Origin of the sequence: Psychrobacter sp. FDAARGOS_221 (assembly GCF_002313155.2) — a bacterium.
Classification (GTDB): Bacteria; Pseudomonadota; Gammaproteobacteria; order Pseudomonadales; family Moraxellaceae; genus Psychrobacter.
On record NZ_NWFK02000001.1, the window covers coordinates 717,230 to 735,338 of the forward strand.

Annotated in this window: 9 protein-coding genes; 1 reads left to right on the forward strand and 8 read right to left on the reverse strand. The window is 42.9% G+C overall.

All coding sequences use genetic code 11. The annotated features are described in order from the left end of the window. Window positions 1–99: 99 nt before the first annotated feature. The 6 genes from hemE to A6J60_RS03075 all read right to left on the reverse strand — a co-directional run bounded on the left by hemE (window position 100) and on the right by A6J60_RS03075 (window position 8,426). Entirely contained in the window at window positions 100–1,257 is a 1,158-nt protein-coding gene (gene hemE, locus A6J60_RS03050; RefSeq protein ID WP_096064683.1) for a uroporphyrinogen decarboxylase, read from the reverse strand. 148 nt (window positions 1,258–1,405) lie between these two features. Beyond that, complete coding sequence (gene proB, locus A6J60_RS03055) at window positions 1,406–2,629, reverse strand: glutamate 5-kinase (RefSeq protein ID WP_413772358.1); 1,224 nt, start codon at window positions 2,627–2,629, stop codon at window positions 1,406–1,408. Window positions 2,630–2,798: 169 nt separating this feature from the next. Next, window positions 2,799–4,010, reverse strand: coding sequence for a GTPase ObgE (gene obgE, locus A6J60_RS03060; RefSeq protein WP_096064684.1), 1,212 nt, complete (start codon window positions 4,008–4,010; stop codon window positions 2,799–2,801). A 457-nt stretch (window positions 4,011–4,467) separates the two neighbouring features. Continuing rightward, complete coding sequence (locus tag A6J60_RS03065) at window positions 4,468–5,901, reverse strand: glyceraldehyde-3-phosphate dehydrogenase (protein WP_193778015.1); 1,434 nt, start codon at window positions 5,899–5,901, stop codon at window positions 4,468–4,470. A gap of 254 nt (window positions 5,902–6,155) precedes the next feature. Continuing rightward, entirely contained in the window at window positions 6,156–6,884 is a 729-nt protein-coding gene (locus A6J60_RS03070; RefSeq protein WP_096064686.1) for a lipocalin family protein, read from the reverse strand. Between the two features lie 390 nt (window positions 6,885–7,274). Continuing rightward, a complete protein-coding gene (locus tag A6J60_RS03075) occupies window positions 7,275–8,426 on the reverse strand; it encodes an NUDIX domain-containing protein (RefSeq protein WP_096064687.1) in 1,152 nt (383 codons plus the stop codon). A gap of 306 nt (window positions 8,427–8,732) precedes the next feature. Between A6J60_RS03075 and hemP the strand changes: the two genes are divergently transcribed. Beyond that, complete coding sequence (hemP, locus tag A6J60_RS03080; protein WP_096064688.1) at window positions 8,733–8,897, forward strand: hemin uptake protein HemP; 165 nt, start codon at window positions 8,733–8,735, stop codon at window positions 8,895–8,897. 73 nt (window positions 8,898–8,970) lie between these two features. Here the strand turns inward: hemP and A6J60_RS03085 are convergent, their stop codons facing one another. Next, window positions 8,971–13,989, reverse strand: coding sequence for a translocation/assembly module TamB domain-containing protein (locus A6J60_RS03085; RefSeq protein WP_096064689.1), 5,019 nt, complete (start codon window positions 13,987–13,989; stop codon window positions 8,971–8,973). A gap of 262 nt (window positions 13,990–14,251) precedes the next feature. Continuing rightward, window positions 14,252–18,019, reverse strand: coding sequence for an autotransporter assembly complex protein TamA (locus A6J60_RS03090; RefSeq protein ID WP_096064690.1), 3,768 nt, complete (start codon window positions 18,017–18,019; stop codon window positions 14,252–14,254). Window positions 18,020–18,109 lie beyond the last annotated feature (90 nt).

The following is an 18,109-nucleotide window of genomic DNA, read 5'->3' on the forward strand; positions in this document are numbered from 1 at the left end:
AATTTTTTATCTTTTATGCCAGTCAGTTAAATAACCGCTGGCATATTACGCTTTCTTATAGCCTACCTAAAACAAGCTATAAGACAACTGTTGAATGTATTACAGCTTGTAGCTGTGTACTGCATCCACAAATACTTTGGCATTTTCAGGATTTACCCACTGGGTAATACCATGGCCTAGGTTTGCAACATATCCTGTCTTCTCACCAGACGCATAAGCATCATCAAGCATCAGCTTAACGGCTAGGCGAATTGACTCAGGTGTTCCGTATAAAGTCGCTGGGTCTAAGTTACCTTGTACGGCAACTTTCTTACCAGACTGAGCGATAATTGATCTGGCTCTGTCTAACGGCATGGTCCAATCTAATCCTAAGCAATCTGCTTCACTGTCAGCTTGTACATCTAACCACAGTCCGCCACCTTTGGTAAATACCACTACAGGAATATCAGGATGACGTTTCTTCAGCTCTGCAACCACACGCTTGTTATAGTTGTGCGAGAACTCCACGAATTGACGATGCGCCAATGCGCCGCCCCAACTGTCAAACAACTGAACAATTTGAGCACCAGCCACGATTTGTGCATCTAAGTAATCAATAATGCAATCTGTGGTGTGCTGCAGAATCTTGTGTAAAAATTCAGGCTGACTGTATAGCAAGCCTTTGGTATAACGATAATCTTTTGAGCTGCCGCCTTCAATCATATAAGTGGCTAAGGTCCACGCACTACCTGAGAATCCAAATAATGGTACCAGTCCGTTAAGCTCTTTACGGATGCTGGTTACTGCGTCCATCACGTAGCCTAATGAATCGTTAGCATCAAACGGCTCTAACTGTTTAAAGTCTGCTTCAGTGCGTAAGGTGCGTTTAAACTTTGGACCCTCACCAGTTTCAAAGTATAGGCCTAGACCCATGGCATCAGGGATGGTCAAAATATCACTGAACAGGATTGCCGCGTCTAAATCAAAACGGCGTAGCGGCTGCATCGTCACTTCAGTGGCTCTTGCCGTATCTTTACATAAGCTTAGAAAGTCTCCAGCTTCTGCACGCGTCGCCTTATATTCAGGCAGATAACGACCCGCCTGACGCATCATCCATACTGGCGTCACATCAACATCTTCAAAGCGCAGGACTTTTAGTAAACGGTCATTTTTTAAAGGTGCAAAATTATGTGTTGTATTGGTCAAGTTTACATCCTCATTTTGATTACCGTTGACTAGCTGATCGTCGATACGGTTACTTGTATTAGTAATAGACATTATTATCTCTTTTTAATCCACCTGATTTATATGGTGTTTCATGTGATATTTATTCAGTTTAATAATATAAGCTCGCGGTTTATATTCACGCCAAACGTGACTGGTCGTCTTAAGCTTAATGTTTAGCGCCAATACATCATGCAACTTCTTATTTATTTAAAATGGCCATATCATCACGATGAACCATAACCACTCTGTCTTCAGACTCACCTAAAATTTTATCAAAGTTTTGGGTTTTTTCACGTGCCACACGCTTCGCTTCATCCGATGAGAAGTTGACCTGACCGACTGCGATGCGCTCTTTGGTATCATAATCGACCAAAGCAACCACGTCACCCTCATCGAAATCACCTTGAATCTCAACCACACCAACAGGCAATAAGCTCTTTCCTTGAACGGTAATCGCTTCAACTGCACCTGAGTCAATAAATAACGTGCCTGCCATACGTAAGTGAGCCGCTAGCCACTGCTTACGCGCAATGATCTTATCGGCTTGGTTGGTTTTCAATAAGGTACCGACCGATTCACCAGCAGCGACTCGAGTAATGACTTTATCAATGCTACCGTTAGCGATAACGGTTGGACAACCACCCATGGCAGCCAAACGGCCGGCACGAATTTTGGTTAACATACCGCCGCTGCCCAGCTTACCGCCTTCACCAGCGATATCAAATAAATAATCTGCCATCGCGCGCTCTTGGCGAATCATTTTAGCATCTGGGTTTTCACGTGGGTTATCCGTAAAGACACCGTCTTGATCAGTTAGAATGATATATAGATCAGCGCTGACCATGGCTGCTGCCATAGCACCTAAGGTGTCATTGTCACCAAATTTAATTTCATCGACGGTAATGGTGTCGTTCTCGTTAATTACTGGCAGCACACGCCAAGACAGTAATTTACTTAAGGTGTTGGCTGTATTTAAATAGCGCTCGCGATTAGACAAATCATCATGGGTTAATAGAATCTGAGCACTTTGGACACCGCTTTGGATTAACGCTGATGACCAAGTTTCAATCAATCCCATTTGACCGATAGCGGCACACGCTTGCAGACCTTCAAGCTTTTTAGGTCGCTCTTCTAAGCCCATACGTACTACACCTTCGGCAACCGCACCTGAAGAGACCAATATAACTTCTTTGCCCTCGTTATGCAGCTTAGCAATTTGGCTGGCCCATTCGTAAATGGCTGTTCGATCCAGCCCTTTACCATTATTGGTCAGTAATGATGAGCCAATTTTTACAATGACACGCTGTAATTTAAAAGAACGTTTTTCAGTATTAAAGCGTTCATCACTTGAATCGACAGGTTTTGGGATGCTGCCCTGATTTTGATTTGCTATTGTTTTTTTATCGCTTTTATTAGCACTCATAATCCTTCCTATAATATATTGATTCATCTATATATTTAAATGGTACTATGCCCTGTACTAAAAAAGGCTATCTTTTCGCGCTATAACCCTATAGCCAGTCAGTGCGCTATAGGGTGTTGTTTAAATTTTAAATACATAGCGTATTGCTTTGCTTTTTAGACGCTTTTGCTTATGGTGCGTAAATGACCTCGACACCATCATCGTCGTCATCGTCGCCAAGTTCCATATTGAAGGCAGCTTCACGTTGAGCACGTCGAGCCGCACGGTAGGCTTCTTTTTGCTCTTCGGTATTCAAGCGTACTTCTTCTTCTAAGCGTAGGAATCTTTCTCTCTGCGCTTCGGCAAACAATGGATCTTCTTCCTCACGCTCTTGCTCACGCTCAATCTCATTCATCAGATGATATTTAACATCATCGACGCCTTCGCCGGTTAAGGTTGAAGTTCTGAATACAGCCCCTGTCCAACCTAACTCAGCCACGATATGCAGACACAGCTCATTTAATTCATCTTCTTCTGGTACCTGATCAATTTTGTTCAAAATCAGGATTTGTGGCAAATTGGCCAGCTCAGGAGAGAAACGCTCCAGCTCATTTAAAATAACTCGGCCATTTTCAACCGGATCACTGCCATCTATCGGCTTAATGTCGATAATATGTAGCAGACGGCGTGTACGTGCCACGTGTTTTAAGAAGCGGATACCAAGTCCAGCACCTTCAGAGGCGCCTTCAATTAAACCTGGAATATCAGCCATCACAAATGAACGGTGTAAACCGACATCCACTACGCCTAGATTAGGCACCAAGGTAGTAAATGGATAGTCTGCAACCTTAGGTTTCGCTGAAGAGACCTGACGAATAAAGGTTGATTTACCTGCGTTTGGCAGACCAATCAGACCCACATCGGCCACAACTTTTAGTTCAAACTTAAGCTCTTTTAACTCGCCTTCAAAGCCTGAGGTCGCTTTACGTGGCGCTTGGTTGGTTGAGCTTTTAAAGTGGGTATTACCCAAACCGCCGTCACCGCCTTTGGCAACCAATAGCTCTTGACCGATCTCAGTCAAATCGCCGATCACTTCTCCAGTTTCATTATTTACGATAGTCGTACCAATGGGTACGCGTAAATAAATGTTATCTGCCCCTTTGCCTGAGCAGTTTTTACTTTGGCCATTTTGGCCACGGCCCGCATCATAACGGCGCGTATAACGATAGTCGACAAGAGTGTTGGTGTTATCATCAGCAACAACAATCACATCCCCGCCTTTACCGCCATCACCACCATCTGGGCCGCCCCGAGGAACATACTTCTCTCGGCGAAAGCTCACAATGCCGTTACCGCCATCTCCTGCTTTGACAGTAACAATTGCTTCATCAATAAATCGCATTGGTCTTGCTCCCTAACTTTTCTTAAATTGGTGTATCTTAAATGGCTAAATATGACTTAATTGACGTTATGACAGCTGCAATATGCTTCTGTCTGTCAGTGCTGCATTATTTATGTGATGCTGCACTATACTTATCAGTACGTATCATATTTAGAGTAATTATATTTTATAAAATTATTGGCTAAAAATAAGTAATAAATTCATTACTGCGTATTCTACAGCATTCTAATGATTTATTTTTAATATTTATTATTCATAAAAATACCCGATAACCATAACGATTATCGGGCATGGTTGCAAATCGTCCCAGTCACTTGCTTGGACTCATTCACAATTTTACACTTCAGCTGTTAAACATTTAACGCTGATACCATAAGACTAAATTAGTATCAGCGTGTGATGCAAACAAATGCTAAGCGCATATATCAGTACTGTTATTAATAAAGACTAATATAGATTATGCGCTGATATTGGTATAGTGGATACCTGCCATCTGAGCAGCCACTCTTAATACTTGAGTGCTGTAACCCACTTCGTTGTCGTACCAAACGTAAACAGTAGCATGGTTGTCTGTCACGATAGTCGCTTGTGCATCAAAGATACCCACATGCTTAGTACCAACGAAGTCAGTAGAAACAGCTTCTGTTGAATCAGAGTAAGCAATCTGTGATTGCCATGCATCGCTATCAGACACTTGTTTGAAGAACTCATTTAGCGCGTCTGCACTGGCTGGTGCTTTTTCAAGATTTAGGTTTAAGATAGCCAAGCTAACGTTTGGTGTTGGTACACGAATAGCATTACCCGTTAATTTACCGTTTAGCTCAGGAAGTGCTTTACCTACTGCTTTAGCAGCACCAGTGCTGGTAATAACCATGTTTAATACCGCACTGCGACCACGACGATCAGATTTGTGATAGTTATCGATTAGGTTTTGGTCGTTAGTGAATGCGTGAATGGTTTCAACATGACCGTTAACGATACCGAACTCATCATGGATAACTTTTAATGATGGTGTGATAGCGTTGGTTGTACAGCTTGCAGCACTAACAATAGTGTCATCGCCGATAGTGTCATTATTCACACCATATACAACGTTCTTGATATCGCCTTTTGATGGTGCCGTTAGCAATACTTTTTTCACGCCTTTGGCTTTTAAGTGCTTACCTAGGCCATCTTCGTCTTTCCAGATACCTGTATTATCAATAACAATAGCGTCTTCGATACCATAGCTGGTGTAATCAACTTCACTTGGATCGTTGGCATAGATTACTTGGATAAAGCGACCATTAACCAAGATACCTTGGTTTTCTTCATCAACTTCTACAGAGCCTGCAAATGTACCATGTACAGAGTCACGCTCAAGTAGTGATGCACGCTTGGCTAAATCACCTTCTTTACCTGGACGTACAACGAATGCTTTTAACTGTAGACCTTTATCAGTAACCGCTTCTTGTAGTAACAGGCGCGTTAAGATACGACCAATACGACCAAAGCCGTATAGCACAACATCGGTAGCTTCACTTGTTGCAGACTGTGACTTATCAGCTTTTGCAAAAGCGTCATTAACGCTTAGTTTATTTTTTACTAATTGACCAGCATCAACCACAGCAGTTGTGATTTCTTGGTTATCAGCAACTTGCTTGATAGTAGCGACTATGTCATCAATGCTCAGTGCAGTGCCTTGATTACGAGTGGCTGTTTGCTGAACTTTGGTTAGAATTTCAGAAGCCGCCAAACCGTTTAGGCTATCGCCAAATAAGTTTACTTTAACGTCTTTGTTAACGTATAAATCATGCAATTGATTGGCAAGCTCATAGGCTTTGCTTTCTTGTTGTTGATAGTTAGCCAAATAGTTTTGGTGTAACTCACGGCGCGTATTAGCATTACTCACAATAGTCTTCCTTTGGATAAATGAAGTGAAAGGTTAGTCAAAAAAGTAGGCGCTAACTTACAGTTGATAGAGCTCATTGATTGGTAATCGAATGAGCTCATAAGCTATCAGGATAGATTTTAAATCATATTGGCAATTTTAGCCAGTCGCTAAACCTAAACCCAACTATTGGTTTAATGAATAATTGCTTATTTGATTAGCAAAAGCTATGGCTAACCAGTAACAGTTAATAACGACTATTAACTAACCACAACCTACTGTGCAGACTGTGAGGTATGCGTCGTCATTTTCAACTGGCTAATGTCATAGCCTTGCTGCTGTGCTGCGGCTTTATACTGGCTAATGGTTTCTTCTGGCAATGTCGGTGTACGTGATAATATCCATAGATACTTGTTATCAGGGGTACCCACTAATGCACTTTGATACTCGCCTTGTTGTTGGCCTTGTTGTTCCTGGTCAATAACCATGCCATCAGCAGTTTTACCATCAAGCGCTAATACCCAATAGTCAGCTTTACCGACTGGTAGCCATCTTAACCAACTCGGTAAAAATGACACTTTTAGCTCGCTACCAGTATCATTGGCTGGCTTGGCAAGACCTTTGGCCGTCATATTTGAGCCATCTGTCTTTTTGCATTGGTTAAGCACATCAACCGACTTAATAGAGCCTGAGTTATCAGTATTTAAGGTATAAGTGGCGGTTACATCAGACGCACAGTTGCGCTGGAAGTACATTGGCATACGCGCAATTTCATACCACTGACCGGCATATTTGTTTAAATCAACACGATCAACAGAGGTAGGCTGAGTAACAGGGGCTTGGGTAGCTGTTTGTGTAGCTGCCATCTCTGCTGATCCAGTACTGGCATGTGAAATCGATGAATAGGCCGCTAATGGTACTAATATTGCCAATGCAATACCGGTGTGTTTTAACAGCGCTTTCATAAATGGGCGCTCTGGGATATCTGGATTGTAATCATTCATAGTAAGTAGTTTCATCATTTGAGTCGAATTTAATATCTAATATGGGGGTGTGATGTTACTCACACTTATCGACATAACTAGACATTTGTCATTTAATTTTGCATAACTTAATTGGTAATAGCTTATCCTGATTTGAGTGTCACTAACTTGGCTTTACTTTAACTTTATTATTGATTGATAGCCGTTATTGCTTGTCAGCCATTACGAGATTACGAGCTGTCTTTTATATTTGGTTCGTAACCAATAAATAGACCGCTATTTAACTGGCTCTCAAATCTTGATTGCTTTTATATTGAGTATAATAGAATTGCATTCGGTATATTACTATCGAGAAAATGTGTTATTAAGATACGGTTTGTAAACTAATACGATTAACGTAAACTTTTCAGATTATTGCGTTAAAAAAGCACGTATCCCAGCAACCTTATCGACACCATACTGTCTTGCCGTACTAAGATCACTCGGTGCCAGTCCGCCTAAGCCAATAACAGGTATCTCAGATAATGAGGCTAATTGTTCAGCTTCACTCCAACCCAACGCTTGACGTTCAGGATGTGTTTTAGTCGCCTTGATAGGAGAAATATATGCCCCGACTAGTACAGATAGCTTCTGATTGAGCCGCTGCTGTGCCAAGCTGTTGGCTAACTGGATACTTGCGGCATCATGACAACTGACCGTGATAGGTAACTGGGGTAATTGTTGCGCATCTGTTGGCGGATGATTGGCCCAGTGTGTCAGCTGAGACTGGGTTAAATGCTGCGCCCTGACCTGCTTTGGCAAGGTATTATCTTGTGTACTATTTTGCTCCATCATATACACCGCCAACTCACTACTGATAATTAACTTAAGATCTGGGCGCTGCTGTATCAAATCCAGTATTAGTCGCTGCTGATCATCAAGTTCAGCTTGCTTAAGACGACAATAGACATAAGCGTTTTCGGGTAAATACTGAGTATAATAATTGACCCAAGCTTGAGTTTGCTGCTCTATCGTTGAGCGCTGAGTTGTTGAGCTGACATTTAAGCTTTCTGATTTTGAGGTAACAGACGCTGGGTTATCGACAGCTTTAGGCTCACCCAAATTTAAAGTAATACTAATTTTATCCCCGACTTGCAGCCACGCCAGTATCGACTTATTAGCCTCCGGTAACGGATAGCGAGACGCTAATAAATCAGCCAAATCTACCCAGGTTAACGCCTGCCCTTCTGTACCTTGTTTCTGCTTCAGCTGCTGCTGATATTGGGCATCTGATAGCTGCACTCGATACACATGCAAGCAGACTTGTTTTGATTCTTCACCGTCTTGTCCAGGATAGTGATGACGCAGTATTCCCAATCTATTTATCTGACTGTCAATTGAAATGTCTAGCCCAATCTCTTCATTAACCTCTCTGATGAGAGCCTGCTTAGGCGCTTCATCGGCTTCAATTTTACCACCCACAAACTCATAGCGGTTGCCCTGATGTTGCTGCGCATTTCTATAGCCTAATAAATAATGCTGTCCATGATGAATCACTGCTATCGCCACATCTATCTGTCGCATGGTTGCCCCTACCTCTTTATTTTTGTCTTAATTATCTTAACTTTTTAATTGTTTTATTTTAACTGTTTATATTTTATCCATTACTGGCTTAGTTGGTATCTGTTGCTAATAGTTAGATATTAAAACACCAAACTATCATTTATTTAAAGCGGATGCTGCATTTTGCAATCTATTAAAAAAATACTTGCAAATTAGATGATAATCAATAATAATCAAGTTAATGATAATCATTATCAATTATATTTTGTGGCAATGATTATCCATCAACTCAACTATTTAAACATTCATACAACCAGAGGATAGATCATGGCGACTATTATTTCTCGTGCACTTCATTTACGTGACAATCAACTTCCTATGCTACAGTCTGAGCATCTGTTTGCCCTAACCAAAGAGATTAGAATTCAGCATGAAGGTGAAGAATACCGATTGCGCTTAACCCGAAATAATCGTTTGATTCTGACCAAATAAATACTAACACCTAAAATAAAAAGGACAGCTCAACGGCTGTCCTTTTTGTTTACTTAAACTATTATTTTCTCAACTAGAAGCGGAAGCTATAAACCACATCAATCGCATTCTCAATTGATGACGTGGCCTGCACATAAATGCGTCGAGTCAACTGATAACGCAATGACAAGCTGTTTTGCGCATTAAACACACCAACACCATAACGAATATACAAGTCAGGGGTAATATAGCCGGTAACGTTGACATTGGTATCTTCACTATTACCAGATGCATCGATGGTCAAGCGCTCTAGACCAAAGGCATTACCAATACTGTTGGTCAAGCTACTGGCACTTCTTAGCCCTAGGCTTAGACCAGCTGCCGCCAAGTTATTGGTAACCTCTGACTTAAAGCCCTCTTCACTGATCTGAGTAGCACCAGAGTCAGAGATACGACCGGTAACCAGCGCATTCATAGCCTGCTGCTGGGTCAGACCTGCTTCATTAAAGACGATGATATTTGGATCAGCAATCTCACCTTTGACGCGGATACCAACATCAAAGCCTTCAATCTCTCTAGCAGCTTCGATACTCAACTGTGGATTAGTCACATCACCATTAAAGCGAATTTGACCATAGTTGAGCTCAAGGCTCTGACCAAAGGCATCAATTCGGGTACGGCGGCTCACTTGGATCACACCCAGTCCATTCATCACGCCTTGACCTTTTTGGGTAATATGAATCGCACCGGCCAATGGAATCACGGCACCAAACCCGCGGAAGTTAACATCATTACCTAAGTCGACACCAATCTCAGCGTTAATAGACCAAGGCTTAGATATCGCAAGAACCTCTTCGATATTACCTATTAGCTCACGGTCCAATACCACCACATCTTCGGATTTGGTGACGACCTCTTCGTTCGCTTCAGGCGGACGGATGGTTGCACTTGGTACGGTCACTGCACCGACGATATTAACGTAGCGCTGCTGCGGTTTGATAATGATATTAAAGTCAGGGTTGACCTCAGCAAACAGCAATGGCGGCTGCGTAATGACTAGGTTCTCACCTTTAATACGCAGCATCGCTTGCAGCTCTTGTTGCCAGTTTATCTCACCACTGATATCGCCCTGGCCCTCACCACTCATGAAGTCGCCTTCAATCTTGGCTTGTTGACCACGTATTCTGGCTTTTGCATTAATATCTGTTAAGTTGACTGGCAAATCAAGCATGGCAACTGTGGCATCTTTCAGATCCACATCGCCATAGAAGACCGGTTTTGATAACGTGCCGCCAAGACCTCCTGCCATCGTGATGTTACCGCCTAATTGACGCATTCCTGGGAAGAACGGCTTTAATATCGCTAAGTTAAACTCATTCAATACCAGTGCACCAGAGATTGGTTTTTGCTCTTTAAACGGATCTAATGCAATATCGGCATAACCACGCGCACCTTGACCACTGTCGATGTCGGTTCTGATTTGTACCCCTTTCTCAAACGAGCGTACAATCAAAGACACACGCTTGTAAGGCAAAGTAATTGGATCTAGATAACTGTCTTGCTGCATGCCAATTTGACCGTTATCGGTATACAAGGTTGCATTAATGGTCGGGTTTACACCTTTACCCCAAGCCATCACTGCTTTACCATTAAGCGTTGATTTCCAAGTCAGCTCTTTTGGTAAAAATGGCGCAAATAAAGTGGTATCAATCTCTTGAATCGCGAGGTTGACTTGCCCTTGATCAGCAGAAGCAATTAAATTCTCACGAAGACATAGTTTGCCCTCTTGATTGCTTGCTTGCCAGCAATGTGCAGCCAGCTGTAACTTAGGCTTATTGTTAGCAAAGGATGCATTAAGCTGCGCAGGCTGACTTTGAGACAAGGTGACATATTCTGTCGCAATCTTACCGTTACCAATAGCGCCGTCCCAAGTTTGTGCTTGACGATCTAGACTACCTTTCACCGCAGCCTCAACCGTCACATCGGTACCGGCACTGACCGTATCTGCTTTCAGTGTTAATGTGTGCTGCTGCTCGGTACCATTGAATACAGCTTGTACACTGCTTAGTTTGGTTTGCGCTGCTTGCAGTCCGTCAACCATCACCACTAAGGTACTTGGACGCTTGGCCAGATCAACAATCTTACCTTTAACACTACCACTTTCAAGATAAGCACCTGGCAACTGCAGCTGTTTACTTTCTAAATCAACATACAGGGTTGGCAACGCTTGTCCTTCAGGCTGTACCACCGTTAACGCACCGATGATATTACCGGACATGCTGTCACTAACTTGACCTAAATCACGAATGTTGACTCTGGCCTGAAGGTCTTCAATATTACCATTGGCTAAAATCTCATTATCGCCCCACTGAACCAGAACATTATCCGCATTTAGGATTTCTACAATACTTTTGACCTTAGCGACTTGACCACTGGCATCATCAGTTTTTAGGCTCGCCAAGTACTGGTTCATGTTTTTAGGAAGATGTAAGGTTGTATCAAGGCTGCCTTCAGCGCTCAATGGCTTACCATCAAGCTCACCACGTAGAGCCATTTGGCTGACCTTAATTTGCTGAACACTGTCTTTCCACAGCCCAGTGCTTGAAACACGGCCAGTAATATTACTCGGAACATCACTAACAAAGTAGCCTAAATTGAACTCATCCATCACAGCGTTAATGTCCCAGGCAATGCCATTTTTGACATTAACATCACCTTTGGCGACTAAGCTGCCGGCCTCTCCCACATGACTTAAGTTACGCACGGTGATTTGCTGTGCATTACCGCCAGCATCGATTTTTAGCTTACCTTTAGGTAGCTGCGGCGTATCAATGGCACCGTCAAATTTTACGTCAAATGCGCGCAAGTCTCCCAACTGTGTTTGATTATCTCGCCAATGACCCGAGGTCTGTAAATCACCGCTAACGATGGCATCGGTTTGTGGTGCGAAAAATCCAACATCAAAGTCTTTAGTATTGGCTTTGACATTCCATTTAATACCGTCAGCCAAATTAACATTACCCGACGCCAGTAAATTACCCGCTTCGCCCTGATGGCTTAAGCGTTTGATATTAATATTTTTTAAATTACCATTGGCATCGACATCTAAGTCGCCTTGAGGCAGTCCTTGAGAATCAACCTTACCTTTAAATCTGGCATCAAAGTGACTGACCTCACCGTCAAATAAATCAACAGAGCCATCACCACTGCCTATCACGTTAACATAACGCGGCTCAGTAGTGGTTTTCGCATTAGCCCCTGCATTTGAGGTTTCAACTTGTGCAGTCAACTGCGAATCTAAATCAGCAGATTTGATGGTGAACACATGGCGTTGACCAGTCACCCTACGCCCATTTCTACGCTGAGTAATATCCAGCATTCTACCAGTGGCATTAATATTACCCGAGAGCTTGGCAACAGGAATAGCGTCACTTAGCACCTGTGGTCTAAGCTCACGAGTATTGGCGGTAATATCCCAGATTAGAGGCTGAGACTGGCTGGCTAGAAGTACGCTACCTTTACCAGTCAAGTCGCCCATGACACCATTATAGTTAATGGCTTGTAGGTTTATACTATCGTTTATTTTGCTTAAATCAACCTTGTATCGACCGGCAGGTGCTGCATTAAGCTCTTTAATTTGTGCATCAGCATTTACCCACAATTTATTATCACGCAGCTCGACATTTGCGGTACCGTATGGACTATTGATGTCACCCACTTGTGGCGTATTTTGGCGTACCAAGTTTTGCCAGCTGGCATCGATATACCAAGGCGCACTTTGTCTTGGATTAGTTGGTGTTTTACCTTGCACCACTTTGGCTTTGATATTCTCGCCATCTTTTTGTTGCAAGTTGGCCTGAATTTGCATCAAATCATCTTTATTCTTCAGGTCAAATAAGAAAGCCAACTTACCATTTAAATATTTGGGTGCAAAATCAGCAGCTTCTTCTGGTAATAAGGTACCCACTTGATAGTCATTGCTATACAACATGGCTTTGATATTAAAATCGTTTTGCCAATCTAAAATACCTTTCGCCAGTAAGTCACCGTCGGCTGTTTCAGCAGTTAGACGCTGTACATGCATAGCGCCAAAGTCTCTGATATTGGCACGCCCTTTGTATTGACCATTTGGAATAGTATTGGCCAACAAACGACTATTAATACGCAGCTCAATATCAGATAACACACCCGAAGCTGTGGCTAAACCATTTTGTAAATGAATATCTAGACCTTCAGCATAAGGAATCGTCACTTCATCCCACAGCAGCTTAGCAGAGAATGGACTGTTATCATCCATACCCTGAACTGTAAATTCACCAGTTACTCTACTGTCATTGTATTTACTGCGCAGCTTACCGTAGGTACGCTTTAAACTACCGGTGGCTTCAATCTCAATAGGATCGATATAGGCTTTTTCTAAGCTATGTACGGTGACAACGGTTGATAAATCTAATGGATATTGGTCTGTAAGATCAATAAACCCTTTTAGCTCAGTGACATCAACAACATCACTATACTTTAGGCTGGCCTCACCAATGTCTAACTTAGTACCTACCCACTTTAAGTCATCGGCATAAATATCGGTTACTTCGACCGGCTCTTTACCGTCTTGGTTATAAATAATCTTATCAATATGCGCCTGATCAAAGCGTAAATTTACCGGCAGCTCAATAGACTTATAATCGAATGGATCATCTGATGGCGGATTGTTATTGTTGATAACAATCGATGCAATCTCAGCATTACGCAGATGTACTTCTCGAGCAAATACGGCACGCCAGCCAATTTGCACAAAAGTATCAACGAAATGTACGTTGACCCCTTCTGCGGCATTCATACTGATATTTTTGACCAGCAATCCATCACGTAAGTTGCCTTCACCGTACTCAAGTTTGACTCCGGTTTCAGAAACAATCTTTTCAATTAAAAACTTAGTGCCTCTATCGCTACCTGCCATGATATATAAGGCGACACACAGCATCACCAACAAAAATATGATCAGCGCCAATAGTTTGGTAAAAAAGGACACCGAAAAGAAACGCTTAGACCGCTTAGCCTTAGGCTGAGCAGCGTTATTATCATGGTTAGGCTGTGGCGTTTGCGAATTGGTCATAGCGTAAGTAACTTACTTTAAAGTCAAAGGGATAAGAAACGTTAGTTGTATAGATATTCTAATCTGTGTTGTACTTATTTTGCCTTGTACTGTCTCAAGCTAAACCTGTACTGTATTCAAGCTAAAATGCAGCGCTATAAATTGACAGTAGCCAATGATAATTAAGGCAAAATCTACTGAATTATCATTGGCTAAAATGCTGCTCATAGTAAATCAAATTCGATAAATGGGCAATATAGCTAACTATATGCAGCACAAGCGACTACTGCAGCGGAGAGCCGATATAAAAGTGTAAGCGAATTGGAATACTGTCTTCTAATACCCCGGCACCTAGGTCAACACGAACCATACCGACTGGTGAGGCCCAACGCACACCGAAGCCCACACCCAACTTGGTTTCAGCTTCGAAATCTTTGTCGTAAGCGTTACCAAAGTCGGCAAATACAGCCCCTCTTAAGCCAGGTTTAAATTCGTAGTTGTATTCTGTGCTACCCACAGCCAACACCTGACCACCGACTAAGTAGCCTTTCTCTAGTGCCGATAAGCTGTTGTAGTCATAACCACGGATACTGCGGTCACCACCAGCGAAGAAGCGCAGTTTATAAGGCACACGCTCAAAGTCATCTGCCCAAATATAACCACCATCTAGACTTGCTAATATCTGATGTCTGTTGTCTTCACCAAAGCTATATAGGCCGCTAACCCCTGCACGAGCGATTGCCATATTGGTATCGGTTAATGCATTTTCTGAGCCCGCTTCAATCGAATAATACTGACGCCAGCCTTTGGTTGGGTTTAGAACATTATCCGATGTAGTCTTATCAATTTGATATCCCAGTAGCAACGCTTCTTGATCGAAGCTTGCGCCTTCACGGTTAAATGGCACCGGTAAGTCTTCACGCGCCGGACCTTCAACCCCACTTTCTAACTGATCCATTCGGTATCTTAAAGAATAAGTACGGTTCCAACCATTTTCTTTACGGATGTTGCGCGTAATACCAGCCTGTATGGTGTTGGTTTCAAGATCTAGGTTACCTTCACCTTGATTAATCTCTTCTTGCTCATAGCTGATATTACCAGTCAAGGTGTCATCTAACGGATGCTTCCATGGACGGCTGGCATGCAGGTTAATATTTCTATTAATCTTAGAAGCCCCAACTGTAATACCAGCTTGATATCCGTCTTTATTAATCAGATTATTTTCAAATCGTGTGACCGCGCGCACCCCAGTATCGGTACCATAACCAATACCGATATCCATATCTCTTGGCTTATCAGCGCTCACGAATACATATAAAGGTACAGATTTGCTTTCTGCCACTTGCTGTGGTGTTTTACGATTAGCAAGCACCGTTTTACTTAAATCATCTGGCAGGCTGTCGGTATCTGCATACGGATCTTTGTCATCTGGTAATACTTTTTTGACGGTATTACTAATAGAGTTGGCAATTTTACCTAACAAGCTCTTAGCTTCAGACTCAACTTCATCCAGTACGCGGTCATCAGGCAGACGCGATAGACGCTCTGCTTTAACGCGAATCTGAGCCAGCTTCTCAGAAGTTTCATCATTAATCGAATAAACCACCGGCGCCAGCTCTTCATCCAGTACATCAGAATCATCAGAAGCTTCAAGGTTTTTCGAATCCTCTGAGTCGTCTGAATTGTTTGTGTTATTAGATCCTATACTGTTTAAACCGCCCTCACTTGAGCTTGAATCGTTAGCCGTTATATTATCCGTCTCACTGCCATCGGCTGCCGCTTGATCGGTATCAGCTTGTGCCAGTTCCTGGTCTTCATCCGGCTCTCTTTCTGTCTCTTCAAAGCCTAACACGCCACGACTGGTGCCAGGACGGATGGTTTCGACGTTGACAGAGTTAAAGTACTGAGTTCTGGATAAGTCATTGGTAAACTTAGTCACCAAAGGCGCAGAGAAGCTATCGCCTGCTTTAAACTCATGTAATTGATGCAATAGCTCAAGCTTAACCGGCAGCTTATCTGGGTCTGTGGTCAGTTGACCGGTTTCTTCATCAATGGTGAAGAACACAACCTCATCAAATCGATAACGCTCACCGGTATCATAAATCAAGTCAATATCAGCGGTGTTATCCGGCAAAATCACATCGACAGAGCGGTTCAACCATTGACCATCAAAGAAGCCAAGTTGATCTGTTGCGGTCTCAATCTCACGTTTGGTATTTTCATACACGCCATGATTAAAGACATCATCCGCTTTTGGCGGTGCTTCATCAACAATGGTCTGGAACTCTTCAAGCTCCTGCCCTTCACCACGAATATCGACAATACGACTGGCGACTCTGACCGGCTCACCTAAGTGATCAATTACTACCGCAATTTCATCACTGGCGACCTTTTTAAAACTTAATTTAACATCATAGTAGCCGACCGCTTGCGCGGCATCTAATGCCTCTTGATACAGCTTAGGTGTCGCAGCAGTAAAGTCCGCAATCGAGCCTGCTGGAATATTTTCCATCGCCGCTTTGATATTAGCCGCTGGCTGTTCTTCTTTGTCTGCCACTACCAACTGCGGATTAGGACCTTTTAACGCCTGTTGTAGCTGCTGAGTAGTGACTGGCTCTTCGGTTTGATTGACATATACTTTTGCCTTAACTTTCGGCAGTCCGCCAACCCCATCATTAAAGAAGCGGTTAAACAAACGTTTTACCAGACCCTGCTTAGCTTCAGGTTCTTTTTCGGTGTCATCGGTTGCCGCTAACTGTTCTTGTTCAAGCTCATCATCAATACCATTAGGACGCTGGCGATACTCTGGTAGATAGTCGTCTGGATTGATCTCAGCTTTTTGACCACCGTTTTTTTGCACCTCCTCGACTAAGTCATCGGTGATATCACCTTCCGCCTTAACAATCTTGTCATCGACTTTGCCCAGGTTGCTTTGTTCAAGACTGGCTTTTGCTTTGGCATCAACTTGCTCTTGAGTGTTATCTGGATCTGTCACCACATCCGTGGCTTGATATACAGGCTCGGTTGCCGCTTGTTGCGTACTCGACTCTGAGCTCTTAATACCTAAGGTTTCTCTATTACTCGGATGTAATGAGTCACTTTGATCTATCTTATTATTAAAGCCTAAAGGCGGCTCAGCGGCATCTAGACGTGCCACAGGCTGATCAAAGTCTACAGAAACTTGCGAGCCAATGTCATTTAGCAATTGATCAAGTTGCTCAGGTGAACTCAGGTTTGCCGAGTCATTAAAATCTCTAGCTGCACCCTGCTGACGGGTTGCGCCTTGGTTATCAAAACTACTGTCAGTGAATATACGATCAAAAATAGCATCACTGTCTTTACTGTTACTGCCGTTGTTGCTTATATTGCTACTACCGTTGACGCTCTGACTGTCTTTAGACTGTGGCGTAGCAGGACTGGTAGGCGAGGTTTTATTAATAGGATATGGTTGCACAATAGGCTGCTTGGTTGCGGGCTGATTACCCGTATTGGTCTGGCCATTGGTTTTTTGATTGGTAGTTGAGTTGTCTATAGACTTATCTACCGTCTGCTCAGCTAACGCTTCTGCCTGATTGTATGCTGACTTTGACTCATCACTGGCTTTGTTTAACGTTTCGCGTTGATAGTCTTCTAATACACTGGCATCAACCAATCCCTGCTCAACGGCACGCTTTAGTCTGAGTGCAATCAAAGCTTGTTCTAACTCAGCATCTGACTTAGCTTGTCGTAATGCTTGGGTTTGAGAAGACTGATCTTGAGCGCTCTGAGAGGTTTGTGCGCTTTGATTAACCGCCGCTTGTGAAGGCTCAGAATTGCTTGATGCATTCTTTTGTGAGTCAGTATCATTGACCGCAGCATAGGCAGCATTTGGCAAATAAGCTTGCGCCAATAAGCACAGCGATAAAGCTGTCGCCAGTTGCGAATAACGAAACGGAGGCTTAGCACTTAGCTTACAGTTTGACACGAAACCATCTTGCACTACTGCCTGTTGCGAGCTCTTGTTGCTCACAGATTTTGTTGCAATCATCACTGGCTGTTGTTTATTACGCATTACCAATCTCATATTCAGTCACTTAGCTAAGAAACTTATCAGGAACACATCTAAAAATAAAATCTATCTGCAATGTCAGTCTAATACAAT

Bases quoted from the DNA above. Each gene is read 5' to 3' on its own strand.
- A6J60_RS03070 (WP_096064686.1), bottom strand. From the start codon at position 6,884: ATGAATGATTACAATCCAGATATCCCAGAGCGCCCATTTATGAAAGCG.
- A6J60_RS03090 (WP_096064690.1), bottom strand. From the start codon at position 18,019: ATGCGTAATAAACAACAGCCAGTGATGATTGCAACAAAATCTGTGAGC.
- proB (WP_413772358.1), bottom strand. From the start codon at position 2,629: ATGAGTGCTAATAAAAGCGATAAAAAAACAATAGCAAATCAAAATCAG.
- obgE (WP_096064684.1), bottom strand. From the start codon at position 4,010: ATGCGATTTATTGATGAAGCAATTGTTACTGTCAAAGCAGGAGATGGC.
- A6J60_RS03085 (WP_096064689.1), bottom strand. From the start codon at position 13,989: ATGACCAATTCGCAAACGCCACAGCCTAACCATGATAATAACGCTGCT.
- hemP (WP_096064688.1), top strand. From the start codon at position 8,733: ATGGCGACTATTATTTCTCGTGCACTTCATTTACGTGACAATCAACTT.
- hemE (WP_096064683.1), bottom strand. From the start codon at position 1,257: ATGTCTATTACTAATACAAGTAACCGTATCGACGATCAGCTAGTCAAC.
- A6J60_RS03075 (WP_096064687.1), bottom strand. From the start codon at position 8,426: ATGCGACAGATAGATGTGGCGATAGCAGTGATTCATCATGGACAGCAT.